This is a genomic window from Paraglaciecola sp. IT1134 (assembly GCF_058068185.1).
In genome coordinates, this window is the sequence record NZ_CM176486.1 from 2,114,715 (window position 1) to 2,133,091 (window position 18,377).

An 18,377-nucleotide genomic window follows, 5' to 3' on the forward strand; every position below is an offset into this window, starting at 1 on the left:
TTAACATTGCTTTTGCTACCCCATATAGGTATATTAAATGCAAATAGTTTTCATTTGCATTATGTGGATAGGAGAGGCAATGACACTTTGGGATATCAAGGCTAAACAGTCAGCTTTAATCGAGGCGGTGGACACTACATTGGTTCCTGCGGTAATCAATCGCTTACTTGAAATGGGCATTACTGCAGGGCAATCTATTCGATGCCTAAGACGCAGTCCGTTAAGAGGGCCTTTGGTAGTGCAAATTGGTGATTGTGTTTACTCCCTCGAGCAGAGCATTGCCAATAAGGTCGCAGTAACAACTGATGCCTGATCCTTCTTGTTGATTGCCTTTTGGGGCGGTGGCAACTTATCATTTAAATACCGTCTTGTAAGGTTTACACGACGTGCAAAACAAGCATTTTAATGAAAAATATCATCTTAGTAGGTAAACCCAATTCGGGAAAAAGTCTGTTGTTTAACCAGTTAACGGGCTTACGTCAGAAAGTAGCAAATTTCCCGGGGGTGACAGTTGAACTAAAAAGCGGCACATTAGGCAAGTATCAGTTAGTAGATTTTCCGGGCACTTATTCTCTAAGTTCTTTGTCCCGGGATGAAGAAATCGCAGTTGAAAAGCTGCACGAAGCTATGCACAGCGATGATACGGCATTAATCGTATGTAATTTGGATGCGACCCGGCTAGAACGAAGTCTGGTTTTTGGCATACAGGTTAGGGAGCTTGCTAGAAAACATAATAAACCTCTGGTTTTCGCCCTTAATATGATTGATGAAGTTCAGCGTTTCAGCCATTCAATTGATACCGCGGCGCTGAGTAAAGAACTGGGGTGTGAAGTCTTTGCGTTGTCAGCCAAAACCTTGACCGGTATTCATGAATTTAAACTAGCGATCCAGGATATCGCTAGCCAGGGACAAACCTATATCCCCAGCGTCAGTCAGGCCCTAGACGAAAATGTTTTTCAGACTAGTCGAAAATTCTCAAAAAAATACGGTATCAACGCCGATATTGTCCTTAAAAGACAAAACAAGATTGACGGTTTTCTGCTGAATAACCTATTCGGTGGCGTGGTATTTTTGCTCATCATGTTTCTGCTTTTTCAAAGTATCTTCACTTGGGCGACGCCTTTGATGGATGCCGTTGAAAATTTCATTGCCGTGATGGCTCTGTGGGTATCGGATTTTGTTGGTCCTGGTATGCTCAACGACTTCTTGCGGGATGCAATATTTGGCGGGGTAGGGTCGTTCCTGGTCTTTGTGCCCCAGATAATGGTATTGACCTTTATTATTGGTTTACTCGAAGACAGTGGTTATTTAGCACGGGCGGCATTAATTTGCCATAAGCCGTTGAGTTATTTTGGTTTGTCCGGACGCAGTTTCATTCCCTATTTATCCGGCCATGCCTGTGCTATTCCGGCGATCATGGCGGCACGAACCATAGAGTCACCACGCAAGCGTTTGATCACCATGATGACTATTCCGCTGATGTCCTGTTCGGCTCGCTTACCTGTATATGCTTTATTAATTGCGGTGCTGATCCCCGATACCCGTTATTTCGCCGGACTGATAAATTTGCAAGGCACTGCTTTTTTCTTATTATACTTTCTGGGCATTGTCACTGCCTTGCTGGTCAGCGTGTTATTAAACAAATTTACCGACAGGGAGAGTGACAAGGCGGATATGCCCTTTATATTGGAATTACCAACTTATCGTTTACCCCACTGGAAACCTTTGATGTTCAGGGTGCTCACTAGCGCCAAACAGTTTATTCGCCGGGCGGGGCCGGTCATATTTATGGTCTCTGTGGTTATCTGGTTCTTAGGATATTTCCCCAATGAAAGCCATCAGTTGCAGCAATCCTACTTAGCCATGTTGGGTCAATGGATAGAACCGATTTTTGAACCTCTAGGGCTTGACTGGCGCTACGGTGTGGCGATATTGGTGTCATTCCTTGCCCGTGAAGTCTTTGTTGGTGCGTTGGGTACCTTGTTTGGTATGGAAGGCGCCGATGAAAACATTGCAGGCTTGGCCGCCAATATCCAGGCTGACGGTTTAGCTTTTGGTGCAGGGATTGGCTTGTTACTGTTTTATGTGGTGGCGCTGCAATGTGTGGCCACAGTGGCGACCCTCAAAGGGGAAACCGGCAGTCGTAAAATTGCCTGGGGATTGTTTGTCGGTTACGGCGCATTGGCCTACGCCCTGGCTTTTATTGCCGTCAGTTTATTATAAGTATTCGCTTCGCTAGTAGGCAAGAAACATTGCCTGCTAGCTATCTCTCTCAGTTAAGCTGAATTAAAGGAGCCGTTTAGAGTAAGAGCTGTTGCTCTATTTTAATAAACTCATCCGTGGCGTTAAGCAGGGAGTTAGCCGTTAACTGGGGGACACCATATACCAAGGTTCGAGTCTGGTATGTTTGGCTGATTTTAGTCAGTAATAAATCAAAATCTCCATCCCCCGAGAGTAAAATTACCTTATCTACTTGAGGGGCTGCATCTAACACGTCTATGGTGATACCCACATCCCAATCACCTTTAGCCGAACCGTCACTGCGCTGTATATAGGGTTTGAGTTTTATATCAAAACCAATATGTTGCAAAGCACTTTGGAATTTTTGCTGTTGCTCATCGTTACGATCAATGGCGTAGGCCTTGGCTACTACAATTTCCCCTAGCTGACTCACCTCGTGCCATAGTTTACGGTAATTAAATTGCCGCCCATAGGCTTGGCGACAGGTGTAATAGATGTTCTGCACATCTGCAAATATGGCAATTTTATCCAATTAAGAAGCCTTGTCACTGAGTGATACCCTAGTAGGAAATGATAACACCGATAAGCTATTGCTTTATAAATTAATCCCTTATATAATCGCCGGCAGTTTGCAGAAAGTCCTCCTTCAAGCAAACTGTCCGTCTTAAAGATGGGTATTAATGTCTTGTCTTACCTTGATCCAGTCAGCCTGCATTTAAAATAAAAATATTAAGCTGAATTATTGAACGGCGAATTTTGCAAGCGATGCTTGCCATTTACCACTCCTAGAACCTGGTTCAGGTTCCCAAAGTAATCGTCAAATCTGTAGTGAAGCTTCTGTTAAATCCAGCGTGAACTGAATTCACGCAATTTATAATGAGTTTTATTATGTCTTATTTATACAACGGCTCACAGATCCGTATCGTGCACCCAGTGCATTCAATTTCTGTGAATAAACAAAGTGTTGCCTTTGCCGACAAATTAGGTCGTAAAAATACCAAGTTTGCTAATGCCAGCGAAGCGAAACAATTTGTGCAATGGCTAATCAACGCCTAGTCTGCATGCTCCATATGATGTGTATATAACTAATCAAAGAGCGCGCCAGATACAAAAAAGCCTGAGACATCTCAGGCTTTTTTGTATCTGTAAGCTAGGCGATGCAGATGCTTGATATTACAGTACCCGCGCCGGCGTAGATCAGCTTAAACGGCGCCCTGACTTTCCAGGTAGCTTTCGTAGTTGCCTTTGAAGTCCACTATACCATCAGCGGTAATATCGATGATACGTGTGGCGATAGACGAAACAAATTCCCGATCATGGCTGACAAACAACAAGGTACCGGCGTAGTTTTCCAGTGCCAGGTTTAATGCTTCGATAGATTCCATATCCAAGTGATTAGTCGGCTCGTCCATCAGTAAAATATTAGGCCGTTCCAACATTAACTTGCCAAACATCATACGACCTTGCTCACCACCAGATATGACTTTCACCGATTTGGTTATCTCATTTTGCGAGAATAATAAGCGTCCTAAGGTGCCGCGCATGATCTGCTCATCATCGCCTTCTCGTGCCCACTGGTACATCCAATCTACCAGGGTCATGTCTTGCTCGAAATCCCCTGAATGATCTTGTGCGTAGTAGCCCAATTGCGAGTTTTCAGACCACTTCACTTCACCGGACGTCAGTTCAGTATCGCCCACCAGGCATTTTAACAAGGTGGTTTTACCCACACCATTTTGCCCGATTATCGCTACCCGTTCACCTACCTCAACCATCAAGTTCAGATCACGGTATAACTCGTTGTCATAACTTTTGCTCAAACCCGTTACTTCTAACGCCAGGCGATGCAGTTTTTTGTTTTGCTCAAAACGAATATAAGGGGTTTGGCGACTGGAGGGTTTAACATCATCCAGTTTGATTTTATCTATTTGTCTGGCTCGCGACGTAGCCTGTTTTGACTTAGAGGCGTTAGCTGAAAAGCGGCTGACAAAGGTTTTAAGTTCGGCAATTTGGGCCTTTTTCTTGGCGTTATTGGCCAATAACAGCTCTCTGGATTGGGTAGCAGCTGTCATATATTCATCGTAGTTGCCTGGGAACAAACGCATCTCGCCATAATCCAAATCTGCCATATGGGTACAGACACTGTTTAGAAAGTGACGGTCATGGGAAATAATGATCATGGAGCAGTTGCGTTGGTTTAGCACCTCTTCCAACCAGCGAATGGTATTGATATCCAAGTTGTTGGTCGGCTCATCCAGTAACATGATGTCCGGATCGGAAAAGATAACCTGGGCAAGCAATACCCTGAGTTTCCAGCCTGGGGCTATTTCACTCATAGGTCCAAAGTGTTGCTCAACAGGAATACCTACACCTATAAGTAATTCACCGGCGCGGGCTTCAGCGGTGTAACCGTCCATCTCGGCAAATTCAGACTCCAAATCGGCTACCCGAATACCGTCTTCTTCGGTCATTTCGGGATTGGAGTAGATAACATCCCGTTCAACTTTAACTTTCCATAGTTCACCATGCCCCATGACCACAGTATCGATGACACTGAATTGCTCATAGGCAAATTGATCTTGTTTCAGTTTACCAATGCGTTCACCTGGATCCGTAGAGACGTTACCAGCTGATGGCTCAAGGTCGCCACCGAGGATCTTCATAAACGTTGATTTGCCACAGCCATTAGCGCCAATCAGGCCGTAACGATTACCGTTACCAAATTTAACTGAGACATTTTCAAAAAGTGGCTTCTCGCCGAACTGCATCGTGATATTAGCGGTCGTTAACAATGTTTTCTTCCGAGTGTAGAGAGTAAAAAATACTGGCCCCCAAGCCTACGCTTATGCGTAATATTGCCAGGGAAAATTCGGCGCATATTATGCCATAGATATAGCCACTGGGGCTAATTTAAACAACACTTGGCTTACCCAAGGGTCTGTGTGTCTTTGCGCAGACAGTACAATGGCAACAGCCATCAAATATATGTTGAACGCAAGCCCCGTTAACAAGCATTTCTCCAGGGGTAATGCTTGATAACGGCCTCAGGTAACAAACACTGTCTATCACTTCAGTAACCCGTCATGGTACTTGTTGTTGTGTATATGCTAGCGCCTGGTATATTCCGATTAATCCTTTGGCAACCAGAACTCCAGTATTTGCTGAAGTTTCTGTGCCTCCACCGGCTTAGAGACGAAGTCATTCATACCTGCAGCAAGACATTTTTCACGGTCGCCCTGCATGGTGTTGGCTGTCATGGCAACGATTGGCACTGCATTATCACGCACCTTAGATCGCGGATCGCGAATGTTACGGCTGGCATCAAAGCCGTCCATCACCGGCATTTGACAATCCATGAATACCAGCTCATAGGGTAAATTCTCCAGGGCTATCAACGCTTCTTCACCGTTAGCAGCCAAGTCGGCGTGTATGCCGAATTTTTCAAGCATTGATTGGGCTACCATCTGGTTGATGATATTGTCCTCTACTACCAGCACTCGGGCATTGAACTGGGGTATTACACTGGCGCTGTATGCCGTAATCAGAGGCGCATCATCAGTATTTAGCCCCGCTACTCTTAATAGCGTGTTGTAAAGAATGGATTGATTGACAGGTTTATTGAGATAAGCGCTAAATCCCGCCGTCTTGAGTTTCTTTGCATCGCCCCGTTGTCCTTGGGATGTGAGCATCACCAGGTGGATGTTGGTCAGGGCGTTATCGTTTTTGATCGCTGCTCCCAACTGGGCTCCATCCATTTCCGGCATCTGCATATCGACTATCGCGATGCTGTAGGGACGTTTGTCCACAGCCGCTGCGCCAAGGTTTTCGAGGGCCACCTTAGCACTGTCGACCAAGGTGTGTTCTACCTGCCAGTTGGTTAACAAATGCCCAAGCAAGGTGCGGTTGGTATGGTTATCATCCACTACCAAGATCTTCTGTCCGTGCAGATCAGCCACAGAATCGTTCTGTACCTCGGGCTTAGCATTGGCAAGATCCAGAGTGAACCAGAAAGTCGTACCTATACCTTCAGTACTTTTAATGCCGATTTCACCCCCCATCAGTTCCACCAGTTGTTTGCTGATTGCCAATCCAAGCCCTGTGCCGCCGTGCTTACGGGTGGTAGAGCCATCAGCCTGGCTGAAGCGTTCGAAAAGCCCGGCCTGCTGTTCAGCGCTCAGACCGACGCCTGTATCGGTGACTTCAATGAGAACTTTTGTATGTGTGTCAGTCTGCTGTTGCACACTATAATATACCGCTACCTCGCCATGTTCAGTAAACTTGATGGCGTTGCCAACCAAATTATTGAGAATTTGACGAATACGTCCGGGGTCGGCGCTGTACCAATGATGTTGTATCGGATTCGCCGGACAGATTAACTCCAGCCCTTTCTCATGGGCGCGCACAGCAATACTGCTGCCAAAATCGTTCATCAGCAAACCTATGTCGAATTCAATGGCTTCCATCTCCAACATACCTGCCTCTACTTTGGAAAAGTCAAGGATGTCATTGATGATGGCAAGCAGCGATTTGGCGCTGCTTTTGACAATTTTGGCGAAGTTGAATTGCTCCTGGTTTAACGGTGTGTCGAGCAATAAGTTGGTCATGCCGATCACCCCGTTCATCGGCGTGCGGATCTCATGACTCATATTGGCAAGGAATTCGCTCTTGGCCAGGTTAGCTTGTTCTGCCGTGAGTTTGGCCTTGTTTAGAGCCGCTTCGGCATGGCGGCGCTCAGTGATGTCTCGGATGATGCCGACAAAATGCCTGACATTGTCAACACTAAGTTCACTAATGCCTAACTCCATGGGGAAAGTTGAGCCATCCTTGCGCTGGCCGATAACTTCGCGTCCGGCCCCGATCACCTTTTTCTCACCTGTATTGCGATAGTTATCCAGATAACTATCGTGCTCTGTATGATGAGCCAGTGGCATCAGTATTTTGAAATTCTGACCAATGACCTCTTTGTCGCTATAGCCGAAAATTTTTCTTGCGGCGGGGTTGAATGATTCGATAATGCCGTGCTCACTAATGGTAACAATGCCGTCCACAATATTATCGATAACGGCTGAAAGTCGCTTGGCCTGCACAGCCATCTCATTCTCCAGCAGGATAGTCGCCTGCTGCTGATTTTCCACAAAGGTGTTGATGCCCTGATACAAGGTAAGAATTTCATCACTAACGGATGCCGTATCAAGACGAACCGTTAAATCGCCGGCTTTAAAACGTTCGTACACTGCCGCCATGGTCACTACCGGGGTCAATATTTTTCGTGAAACAAACCAGATAATAAATACAATGGATAAAATGCCGATGAGTAAACTGAACATCAGTATTCTTTGCAGGGAGGTGGTGATGTCGGAAAATACCAGCTTTTCAGGGATATGGAAGGTCAGCACCCAGTAACGGTTGTGATCTTGTGGTGAGAAAAATATTTTTTCAAATCCTTCCAATTCTTTTTCGTTTTTATCATATCTAATGAATGAATCCTGACCGAGAATGGTTTGAGCCATATCAGGTTCATCAGTACTTAATTTATAGTCGAGACCCAGGTCATGACCAAAGGTTTTCGACGCATCGGCACTTTTGATGAAAAACCCCTGATCATCCACGATATCTCGCAGCACTCCCTTCTCCCCGGATGTGATGCCTGCAAAAAGTCGCTCTGTAGATAAATTCAATACGATCACACTCGATACTGAGCCGTCGGCAGCAAAAACGGGCGTCGCCATTCTTAATACCGGAAGATAAGGGACCTGAATGGCACCATATTCCCGGTTTAGGCTGACATCAGAGTAATAGGTTTCTCCAGCTCTTAATTTGATTGTTTCTGTGATATAAGGTGAGTCAGCCTTGTTCTGTAGGGCATTCTCTGGGACCACTCCTACGTCACCATCCACGAAGCGCTGAACTCGCACCAATTCATCACCCTTTACATCGATGAACCTTATTTGCTGATATTCGTGATGGTTGTTCACAAAGGCTAACAAAATTATCGTCAGACGCTGACGCCACTGGTCTAGCGTATTGCCACTTATGGGATCAACGCCGTTATTGGCACGGGCTCGTATGATGGCTTGGATAGGCGGCACATCACGCAGCGCTAACAGGTTCTGATTTTGATTTTCCAACGCCACTTCAATGGCATTTTTGAGCACAAAAGACTTACTCTGCTCCAGTTCAAGAACTTTGGTTTCGGCCAGATGTCTAGACTGCCAGTTGCTGGTATAGCTGATGACGACCAGCACAATGGCTATCAGCCCACCTAAAACCAGTGTCGTTTTCGCGCGAAGTCCAAAAGTAAAACTTTTAGCCATAGGTGAAGTCCTTAGTTATACCTTAACAACCCGCTTGAAAAGCAGTACCGTTGGCAGCATTTCGCGGCCCAGTATAAGTGAATTGCAGCTGGCAGGTTGAGCCGGGCTGAATGAGTTTAAATTTATAGGCTTCACAGCCAGGTCCCGTAAATCTGCCGTCTCCAGGTCCAATGTATTGATCAGGTGGCCAGATTATATTTACTTCTTTGCCAAACAAATTAATAGACGTTGTGAAACTTGTTTAGCTACTTTCATCACTGCCTTTTATTTTTGATTCAATTCAGGCTACCTTTGCCATTTTTTAATGTCTATTAATGGTTATATTGGCAGCCAACTTAATGCAACGCGGCAGTTTGTGCGCAATGAACGGTTAATAAATTACCTATTCATTGGGCAGGGTTGACCGTGCATACATATATTAATGATGCAAATGTAGAATCAAAAAAACATCATTTAGCAACCTGGCACCGTTTCGCGTTAACATTCTGACACTGCGCCTCATATTTTCCTTAGGCAATGCCTAATGGCTGTCCTATTTATTGCTTTAAAGCCCGTTATCGGTGCCGTCCTCCAGAATTAATGGTTGATAATGTTGACGTTAATTGGAGGTTTAATGTCTTGGCTGGCGGCCGTGAGGGAAAGGTATTTTCTAGGTATAGCCGAACGCGTCAAGCTTGGCTTATCCGAGAACATGATCCCTTCTGTTGATTTTGCCACCCAAACATTACCTATGATCCCCAGCTTAGCTGCAAACCATCGCCCTAAAAATATTATCAACAGAGGTCATCAACTGTATCTGAGCTTGATGCTAATTCAGCAAACCTAGCATTTTATTTTGATTAACCCCTGTAAACTCAAGGTTTATAGAGACATCTACTGCAAAATGGCTGAACATTGTGAGTAATCAGGAACAATTAAACTTTAAATTGGCTAATTTGACTCTGTAAATCACTCGCCAGACGGGCAAGCTCTTCACTTGCTGAAATCGTTTGTGCAGCGCCAACTGCAGTTTGCTCAGAGACTTGATTGATATTGATAATATTGCGGTTCATCTCTTCAGTTACTACGCTTTGTTCTTCCGCTGCACTTGCAATTTGAGCGTTCATATCATTTATTATCGCCACCGCAGTCGATATTTCAGTCAGTGAGTCTGCAGCTTCAGATACCTGTTCAACACCTTTTTGCGCCTGATTTCGACCATTTTCCATCACTGATACTGACTGCTTGGAGCCTGCCTGAAGTCTTTCGATCATCTCCTGAATTTCTTGCGTGGATTGCTGAGTTCTACTGGCAAGTGTCCGCACTTCGTCGGCTACTACAGCAAAACCTCGACCTTGCTCACCCGCACGGGCTGCTTCTATCGCCGCATTTAATGCCAACAGGTTAGTTTGTTCAGCGATGCCTTTAATAACGTCCAGCACACTGCCGATATTGTCGCTATGTGACTCTAGTTCATGCAGCGTATTTGCTGCACTTTCAACATCACTAGCCAATTGTTTAATTGTATTTGAGGCAGTCTGAACTACCTCCATACCCTTGTCTGCTTCTTCATTAGCATTGTGCGCAGCGTCAGCCGCAGAATTTGCACTACGTGCAACATCTTGAACGGTTGTTGCCATTTGGCTCATAGCAGTGGCTACCTGTTCAGTTTCACTAAGTTGCTGATTAACATTTCTACCACTATCAACCGCGACAGCGGAGACTTGTTCTGCCGCGGCTGCCAGTTGTAAGGACGATCCGTTGACCTGCCGAATCAATTTTTCAAATTTTGCTAACATGCTGTTAAAAGTACTGGCCATAGTACCGATCTCATCTTTTGACTGATTGGGGCTGCGCAATGTTAGATCATTATTTGTCTCAACTTTAGACATAACGTTACTTAAAGCCACAATAGGGCCTACAAGGCCTAAGGCAATATAGACACTAATTGTTACAGCAACCGCTGCAATAACCAAACAAATAATAACCGCAGTTGTGAGCATACTAATGGCCAATTCACTCGTTGCTTGAAAGGCCTCTTGCTCATCAATTTCAGCAATCATTCCCCATTTCATGCCTAGAATACTGACTGGCGTATAAGCTGATAATACTGGTACGTTACGATAATCCTCAATTAGGTGGTAACCACTGGTACCGTTAATGGCCTGTTTTACTGATTCACTGTCTATCTTTTGCAGTCCAATACCTGTGTTTTTACTATCAATCTCATCCAGAACGTTTCGACTTACTCCCGCACTTTTCAACGCGGCAAGATACGCGGGTTTATCTTCAATAAAAAAGCGACTTTGACTGCGCAGTGTCATATCTTCACCGACCAGGTAGGTTTCACCAGACACCCCCAAACCCGCTTCTTGCCAGTTTTCACCGTTCGTCATTACCGAATTAATGCGGTCAATAGGCATCTGGAATATCAATACCCCAATGTTTTTGCCATTTTCGATAATGGGTGAGGCGATAAATGATGCAGGCGCTTCATAAGATGGTGTATAAGAAGCAAAATCGGTCAAGGTAAGCGAATCACTCTTGCTTACTTCGCGTACAGAACGGAAGGCTTCACCGATACCGGAATTGGCATAAGGCCCATCGAGCAATGACGTTGTGTAGTCCAATTCCTTATAAACTGAGTAAACAATATCTCCTGTCTCACTATCAACTAGAAAAATATCGTAGAAACCGAATTTTTCGAGGAACTCGCGGATCGGTGGATGGTATATTTCATGCAACCGACTGTAGGCAGAACCGTCACTAGCGGCATCTAATTTGTGCTTGTTACCTAATGCATGCAAGTTGTGCTGAATATAATAGTACTGAAGGACAACCGATTCATCGTCAATCCGGCTAAGCAATTCTTGGGGACCCGCCGAGACTCCATTGTTCAATTTACTATATTTAACACCGAATTGTTTGGTGTAGTATTTAGCAAGTTCGCCGCGCATATGGTCGATGTCTGCATCTTGGCTAATTGTTTTGAAACTTGTCTTAAACTCACCCATTGCATTAACAATCATAGTACTTGAAGAAAGGGTCTGCACCTGAGCACCAATCGTATTAAAATAATCCTCAATCTGATTCTTTTTAATGTTACTGATCGAAATGAGCTGTCGACTAGCCGCATCTTCAATGGCGTCAGAGGCCTTGTTTATTGCTACATATTCGAGAATAGCTGTTGCAGCGACTAAAGGAAGGATGGCCAGAGCTGAACACACCGTTATAAGTCTTGATTTAATTCCCACATTCTTCACCTATTTAAACGTAACCGACTATACAAAAAGCCCTTAACAGAAAAGGTTCACATATCAATCTAAGTTTCGGCAATTATCGATAAAACTTGAGTCTTAATAGACGAAATCAAACAGTGAAGAAACCGCCAAATACTGCCCTGGACCAACAGTACAGGACAGGTTACCTCTGAGAGTGAGTAAACTCACAGCGATGAAAGTGGAGTGTTATGTTAAACTGTTTTTAATAAATATAGAGGTACTTCAAATGCTTAAATGGTATTGAATAAACAATCAAGATCAGGGGAATAATACAGTACGCCACTATTTGGATATCTAAAATTTGAGCTCGTGCTGGTTAATAATGCCGTGCCGCAGAGGGTTGCATTAACATTGTTTTATTGCCAAGCGCTATAACGTGTGCTGTAAATCTTGTGCTTAGTGTGGCTTATAACAATTAGCATGCGTTTGGCGTTTTACTGTTGAAGGTAAAACGGGGGGAAGCCAGGAGGTTTACTGAGTAAGGTAATATAAGTACCAGCGCCTTGTGGCTGATTGTGCTGATGGGAAAGCTCAACGCCAGTGGTGCATATTTAAATAAGCAGGAACAACCAGATAAAAGCATGAAGGCCTGGCAAGTCAGCCAAGCCTGAACAATATTTTATTGATCCAGCGGGGTATTAAAATCTTCTGACAATTCGAAATCGCCTGCGATTTCACTGACTTTGTCGTCAACAAAGCTGATTTTAAGCTCTTTGCGGAAATCCTTGCCACGTTTTGCCATACCGCGTTTCATTTGATATAGGTAATACCAGGTATCGTGATCAAATGAATCTTCAACTACCGGCTTGCCAAGAACATAAACCACCTGCTCTTTGGTCATGGCGATGCGCAATTTTTTTACGTCTTTTTCATCCAAAAAGTTACCTTGGGGAACGTCAATGCGATAAATCCAGTCGGCACAGGCGGACAACGTACTTATGGCCAGGATCACTACCAATAAATTTCTAAACTTCATTCTTATCTACTATCTCAGCTGTAAGGTAAATTATGACTCTGCTAGCATTTGGCTAGTGGGCCAATAGGCGAAGCATCCTAACCCAGCCCAGACAGGCTAATCAATGCATAATTGTTAAGAATTACTTATTTGTAGTAACTCTCTGGCATTGGCAATGGCAGAATCCGTCAGTTTGTCTCCAGCTAGTAGACGTGCCAACTCCTCAATTCGTTCATTTTCCTGCAAAGAAATCATATGGGTTTCGGTGGTTTTGCCGTCACTGAACTTGGTGACAAACATCTGATTATGGGCCCTTGCCGCTACCTGGGGTAAATGCGTCACACAAATGACCTGGGTTGTTTCCCCCAGTTTACGTAGCAAGTGACCCACTACTGAAGCTGTAGAGCCACTGATCCCCGTATCGACTTCATCAAAAATCATGGTCGCCACCTGATTGTGGTGTGAGCTAATCACTTGTATGGCTAGGCCTATACGCGACAACTCTCCCCCTGATACTACTTTTTCAATTTTATCTATAGGCTGGCCCTGGTTGGTCGATACTTTAAAGTGCACGCTGTCCAGGCCCGACTTTTGTGGTATTGACTGGGCTAAATGTTCAACTTCAATCTTGAACACGGCGCCAGCCATGTTCATTTTATGGATTTCCACTTCTACCTGCTTGGCCAACTTGTTGGCGGCCAGGGCGCGGGAATGGCTAAGTTTTTCAGCGCTTTGATAGTAATATTGTTCGCATTGCACCAGCTCGTGTTTTAACTCTTCAAGCAAGCTGTCATCGCCTGCCAGTTGTGAGAACTCTTGGTTAAGCTGGTGGTGAAAGGCATATAATTCTTCTGCCTGAATATGATGTTTACGAGCAAACTCCAGGGCCAAAGAATAGCGCGCCTCGACTTGCTGCATTTTCATGGGATCAATTTCAAGCTGGTCAGTGTAAGCGCGTAATTCCTGGGCCGCTTCATCTATCTGGATCGAGGCTTCATTTAACAGCCCCACTATGGGGCCCAGGGCCGGATCATGCTGTTGCAACTCGGTCAAACGCTCCAGACTATTTTGCACCGCAGATAACGCATTAAAATCATCGGCTTCGTACAATTGATAAAAACTCAGTTGGGTTTGTTCCAACAAGGTCTGACTGTGGCTGAGTTTTTTATGTTCGTTTTCCAGCTCTTGAAATTCCCCATCCCCTAGAGCGAATTCATCTAATTCACTGACCTGATAGGCTAACAGCTGTCGTCGATCAGCGCGCTGTTGCTGGCTGGCCAGCAGTTGCTGATATTGTTTTTGCTTTTGTTGTAGCTGGCTATAACACTGGGCAACCTTGGTCAATAAGGGGCTGTGCTCGGCAAAATTATCCAGTAATTCGCGCTGGTTCTCGCTTTTTAAAATTTGCTGATGGGCATGTTGGCCATGAATACTGAGTAGGAACTGGCCGAGTATTTTTAATTGTTGCAAGGCCACCGGGGTACCGTTTATGTATGCTTTGGAGCGCCCTTCGCTCGAGACAAGCCGGCGAATAAGGCATTCGTTTTCATCATTTAGATCATTTTCGATCAACCACTGCTTGGCAAAAGGCAAATTTGCGACATCGAACGTCGCGCATATTTCTGCTTTGGCTGCGCCGTTACGCACCAAGCCAGCCTCCGCTCGGTCCCCCAGGCACAGCCCCAAGGCATCCACGGAAATAGATTTCCCGGCGCCGGTTTCGCCGGTTACAGCTGTCATGCCTTTGGCCAAATCTATGTCTAGCGATTTGACCACCGCAAAATTACGAATTGATAAATGAAGTAACATAGGCAACACATGTTTATATATACAGTAGCTGTAAATATATACATATTTTTCAGGCTGTCCAGTGCTGGATGAAAAATAACGGTGGGCTAGGCCTTAATAAAGTCTGCTGCCCCAGCCCAGCTTTGTACGTAATACGTTGAAATAATTATAATCTTTAGGATGAATAAGGGATAACCTGGCAGGGTTTTTCCGGATCACTATTTCATCGCCGGGTAACACGGTCAGCACTATATGACTGTCACAACTAACTTGCAGGTTGTCTTTGTTATCCGGTGATATTTTCATGCGCACTATACTGTTGGCATCCACCACTATCGGCCGGGAGCTTAATGTATGGGGGAACATAGGCACCAAGGTTAGGGCATCCAGGTTGGGCGTGAGAATGGGGCCGCCGCCACTTAATGAGTAGGCAGTAGAGCCTGTAGGGGTGGCTACAATAAGGCCATCTGAGCGTTGGCTATAAACAAAGTTTTCATCCAGATAGACTTCAAACTCCATCATGTGCGCTACCTTGCCGTGGTGCACTACTACTTCATTAACTGCCGAATCTGTACTTTGTAACGTGCCGTGGCGATAGACTTCTAATTCAAGTAAAAATCTTTGTTCAATCTGGCAGTCACCGCTGAATATTGAGTCCAACTGAGAGACAAAATCATCTGGATTGATATCCGTCAAAAAACCTAAGTTGCCGCGGTTAATGCCCACCACAGCCACATTGTATTTTGCTAATATGCGGGCTGCGCCAAGCATATTACCATCGCCTCCCACGACTATGGCTAAATCGGCTTGGGTACCAATAGTGTCCAGATCGGCGATTTCAAAACCGTTGCCAGGCAACTGCGACGAACTGCTTTGTTCAACAATGATCCGGCAGCCTTTTTCTGTTAAGTATACAATCAGGGCTTGTAAGCTCAAATTAGCCCCTTGATGGGCTTTTTTACCTATCAATCCAACGGTGTGAAAGTCCATATCAACTCATCAAAAAAACAACTTACGTTAGTATAATCATGCTAACTGCACAAAGTCATAATTTTCGTTCATAGCGTGTCTGCTTTATCTTAGAGGTCGTCCTTGCAACCGGGTGTTGAAAATCGCGCTTTTGTTCTGTGTAGCCTTCTTTTATAGTGTCTTTTATTCGCTTTATTTTAAGAACTATATACATGGGTCCGTTGATGTTAGATGTATCAGGTTGTGAACTCACGCCTGAGGAAAGAGAGTTACTGGACCATCCCTTGGTAGGCGGGCTCATTTTGTTTAGCCGCAACTACCATGATCAGCGTCAACTTACTGAGCTGATCGGCCAAATTCGCCAGGCTGCTCGCAATCAACTCCTCATAGCGGTGGATCACGAAGGGGGCAGGGTACAGCGTTTTCGTGAAGGCTTTAGCCGCATTCCAGCCATGGGCGCTATTTATCAGGGCGCAGAGCAGAATATGGATCTGGCATTGCAATATTGTGACTCCTTCGGCTGGTTAATGGCGGCGGAATGTCTGGCGTTTGATATCGACATCAGTTTTGCCCCAGTATTGGATCTCGATGGCATTTCCCAAGTTATAGGTGATCGCAGCTTTCACGGGCAACCGCAGATTTTAATTCAGCTGGCATCCGCTTTTATTAAGGGCATGCACCGAGCAGGCATGAAATCTACCGGCAAACATTTTCCCGGTCATGGCAATGTAAAAGAGGATTCACATGTTGCCATGCCGGTAGACAAACGTAGCCTGGCAGAAATTTCGGCCCTGGATATGCGGGTATTCAAAGAGATCCATCAACAGGGTTTACTCGATGCTGTTATGCCTGCCCATGTGGTTTATCCCGAGGTCGATTCCATGCCCGCAGGATTTTCCAAAATCTGGATAGAGCAGCATCTGCGCAAAGATCTAGGTTTTGAAGGGGTAGTATTTTCCGATGATTTGTCGATGCAAGGCGCAGCCTTTATCGGTAATTTTGCCGCCCGGGCAGAAGCCGCCCTTGAAGCGGGTTGTGATATGGTTTTGGTGTGTAATAACCCCCATGGTGCAGCCCAAGTGATAGACAGTCTGCCAAGCCAGTATCGGGCAAATCCACGTTTATTAACCTTGGCTAAGTCCCCCTTTGATAATTTCAATACCCTAAAAAACAGCCCACAATATATTGCGGCTCAGCGTGTACTCGACACCTTTTATGTTTAGTGCCTGGGGCAACCGACTGAATAATCCCCGTTGCCGTTATTAAGCGAATATTGTGTGGCCAACTAAGGGTGTATTAAGCGCTTGGTGTTAGGCTGAGCGCGTTTTAATTTTTACTAATAATAAGAATCCATATGCAATTGAATCGGCAGCACTTTATCCTCATTGGGCCACTATTAGCGCTGGCATTTTATTACTTTTTGCAGGCATACGAGGTGGCTTATCTACCTGGGATTACTGCGGCTATTACATTATTGACGGTAATTTGGTGGGTAACGGAAGCCATTCCCATTCCTGCAGCCTCTCTCATACCCTTTGCGCTGCTGCCTATGTTTGGTGTAATTGACCATGGAGATGCTGCTTCAGCTCTGGGAAGCCATGTTATTTTGCTGCTTATGGGCGCATTTATGCTCTCTACTGCACTTGAACGCAGCGGCGCCCATGAGCGTTTAGCGGTTTATATGGTGCGTATGGTGGGGGTCAGCAGCGCACAGCGATTAGTATTTGGTTTTGTGATCGCCACAGGCTTTTTGAGTATGTGGATCTCTAACACCGCGACTACCCTGATCATGTTGCCAATGGCCTTGGCGATATTAAGCCATGTTGACAACCCAAAGTTAAAAGTCGCTCTTGTATTGGGTATAGCCTATTCCGCCAGTGTTGGCGGATTAGGCACACTCATTGGCACACCACCTAATGTGATCTTCGCCGGTATTTATGAAGAACAAACCGGTCAAGAATTTGGTTTTTTAGCCTGGATGAAAGTAGGGCTGCCGGTGGTAGCCATAAGCTTACCTATTATCGCATTGTGGTTAACCCGTAATGTCACCTTGGAACATGATATTGAGTTGCCTAAACTTGGGCAGTGGCGTAAAGAAGAATCCCGCACTTTGTGGGTATTTGGTCTGACGGCATTGGCATGGATCACTCGCAACGAGCCATTTGGCGGCTGGAGTGGCATTTTGAATATTCCCTATGCTGGTGACAGTACTGTGGCGCTCACTGCTGCGGTGGTGATGTTTTTAATCCCCAACGGCAAAGGCGGCCGTTTACTCGATTGGGACACAGCGAAAACTATCCCGTGGGGTATTTTATTGCTGTTTGCTGGCGGTATTGCCCTAGCCAAAGGGTTTAGCGCATCGGGTTTGAGTCAAATTTTAGGGCAGTGGTTGCTCGGTTTAACCCATTTACCTTTAGTGATGGTGATTTTAGCGATTTGTTTGATTGTCACCTACCTCACTGAAATCACCAGTAATACGGCAACGGCCACCTTGTTGATGCCTATCTTGGCAGTGGCGGCGGTGTCATCTGGTAATGAGCCGGCCTTATTTATGATCCCCGCGGCCATGGCGGCCAGCTGCGCCTTTATGTTGCCGGTTGCCACCGCACCCAACGCCATTGCTTATGGCACCGGGGCTATTGAGATTAAAGATATGGTAAAAGAAGGGGCCATTTTAAGCTTTTTAATCTCCGTTATTGTCGGCCTGACCTGTTTCTTATTGTTAGGCTAAATTGCGAACTCAGACATTGCGCACCAGGAATTCGTCACCCGCTTGATTTTCAAGTGCTCGACACTTTATGCGCTTTTATGATCCTGAAATCTGGGAAATATTTTCATATAGAGGCACTG

13 protein-coding genes are annotated in these 18,377 nt (G+C 45.3%); 6 read left to right on the plus strand and 7 right to left on the minus strand.

Annotation, left to right across the window (positions count from 1 at the left end; all coding sequences use genetic code 11):
• Positions 1-79: 79 nt before the first annotated feature.
• Complete coding sequence (locus tag AC3RV5_RS09265) at positions 80-313, plus strand: FeoA family protein (RefSeq protein ID WP_489731634.1); 234 nt, start codon at positions 80-82, stop codon at positions 311-313.
• 92 nt (positions 314-405) lie between these two features.
• Positions 406-2,223 carry a ferrous iron transporter B gene (feoB, locus tag AC3RV5_RS09270; protein WP_489731635.1) on the plus strand — a complete coding sequence of 606 codons (1,818 nt, stop codon included), beginning with the start codon at positions 406-408 and terminating at the stop codon, positions 2,221-2,223.
• Between the two features lie 76 nt (positions 2,224-2,299).
• Here the strand turns inward: feoB and AC3RV5_RS09275 are convergent, their stop codons facing one another.
• Positions 2,300-2,773, minus strand: coding sequence for an NYN domain-containing protein (locus AC3RV5_RS09275; protein WP_489731636.1), 474 nt, complete (start codon positions 2,771-2,773; stop codon positions 2,300-2,302).
• 356 nt (positions 2,774-3,129) lie between these two features.
• Here AC3RV5_RS09275 and AC3RV5_RS09280 point away from each other — a divergent pair, with 356 nt between their 5' ends.
• Positions 3,130-3,297 carry a hypothetical protein gene (locus AC3RV5_RS09280; RefSeq protein ID WP_489731637.1) on the plus strand — a complete coding sequence of 56 codons (168 nt, stop codon included), beginning with the start codon at positions 3,130-3,132 and terminating at the stop codon, positions 3,295-3,297.
• Between the two features lie 146 nt (positions 3,298-3,443).
• Here the strand turns inward: AC3RV5_RS09280 and AC3RV5_RS09285 are convergent, their stop codons facing one another.
• Together AC3RV5_RS09285 and AC3RV5_RS09290 are read right to left on the minus strand one after the other, a co-directional pair.
• Positions 3,444-5,033: an ABC-F family ATPase gene (locus tag AC3RV5_RS09285; RefSeq protein ID WP_489731638.1), complete on the minus strand. Its 1,590-nt coding sequence runs from the start codon at positions 5,031-5,033 to the stop codon at positions 3,444-3,446.
• Between the two features lie 336 nt (positions 5,034-5,369).
• Complete coding sequence (locus AC3RV5_RS09290; RefSeq protein WP_489731639.1) at positions 5,370-8,555, minus strand: response regulator; 3,186 nt, start codon at positions 8,553-8,555, stop codon at positions 5,370-5,372.
• A 589-nt stretch (positions 8,556-9,144) separates the two neighbouring features.
• Between AC3RV5_RS09290 and AC3RV5_RS09295 the strand changes: the two genes are divergently transcribed.
• Positions 9,145-9,381, plus strand: coding sequence for a hypothetical protein (locus tag AC3RV5_RS09295; protein ID WP_489731640.1), 237 nt, complete (start codon positions 9,145-9,147; stop codon positions 9,379-9,381).
• An 88-nt stretch (positions 9,382-9,469) separates the two neighbouring features.
• Here the strand turns inward: AC3RV5_RS09295 and AC3RV5_RS09300 are convergent, their stop codons facing one another.
• The 4 genes from AC3RV5_RS09300 to nadK form a co-directional block, all read right to left on the minus strand.
• Positions 9,470-11,788: a methyl-accepting chemotaxis protein gene (locus AC3RV5_RS09300; protein ID WP_489731641.1), complete on the minus strand. Its 2,319-nt coding sequence runs from the start codon at positions 11,786-11,788 to the stop codon at positions 9,470-9,472.
• 646 nt (positions 11,789-12,434) lie between these two features.
• On the minus strand, positions 12,435-12,791 hold the full coding sequence (locus tag AC3RV5_RS09305) for an outer membrane protein assembly factor BamE (RefSeq protein WP_489731642.1): 357 nt from the start codon (positions 12,789-12,791) through the stop codon (positions 12,435-12,437).
• 114 nt (positions 12,792-12,905) lie between these two features.
• Positions 12,906-14,579, minus strand: coding sequence for a DNA repair protein RecN (gene recN / locus AC3RV5_RS09310; protein ID WP_489731643.1), 1,674 nt, complete (start codon positions 14,577-14,579; stop codon positions 12,906-12,908).
• Between the two features lie 93 nt (positions 14,580-14,672).
• Entirely contained in the window at positions 14,673-15,548 is an 876-nt protein-coding gene (gene nadK, locus AC3RV5_RS09315) for an NAD(+) kinase (RefSeq protein WP_489731644.1), read from the minus strand.
• 191 nt (positions 15,549-15,739) lie between these two features.
• Here nadK and nagZ point away from each other — a divergent pair, with 191 nt between their 5' ends.
• Positions 15,740-16,750 (plus strand): beta-N-acetylhexosaminidase, encoded by a 1,011-nt coding sequence (nagZ, locus tag AC3RV5_RS09320; protein WP_489731645.1) that lies wholly within the window; start codon positions 15,740-15,742, stop codon positions 16,748-16,750.
• Between the two features lie 131 nt (positions 16,751-16,881).
• Positions 16,882-18,258 (plus strand): SLC13 family permease, encoded by a 1,377-nt coding sequence (locus AC3RV5_RS09325; RefSeq protein ID WP_489731646.1) that lies wholly within the window; start codon positions 16,882-16,884, stop codon positions 18,256-18,258.
• Positions 18,259-18,377 lie beyond the last annotated feature (119 nt).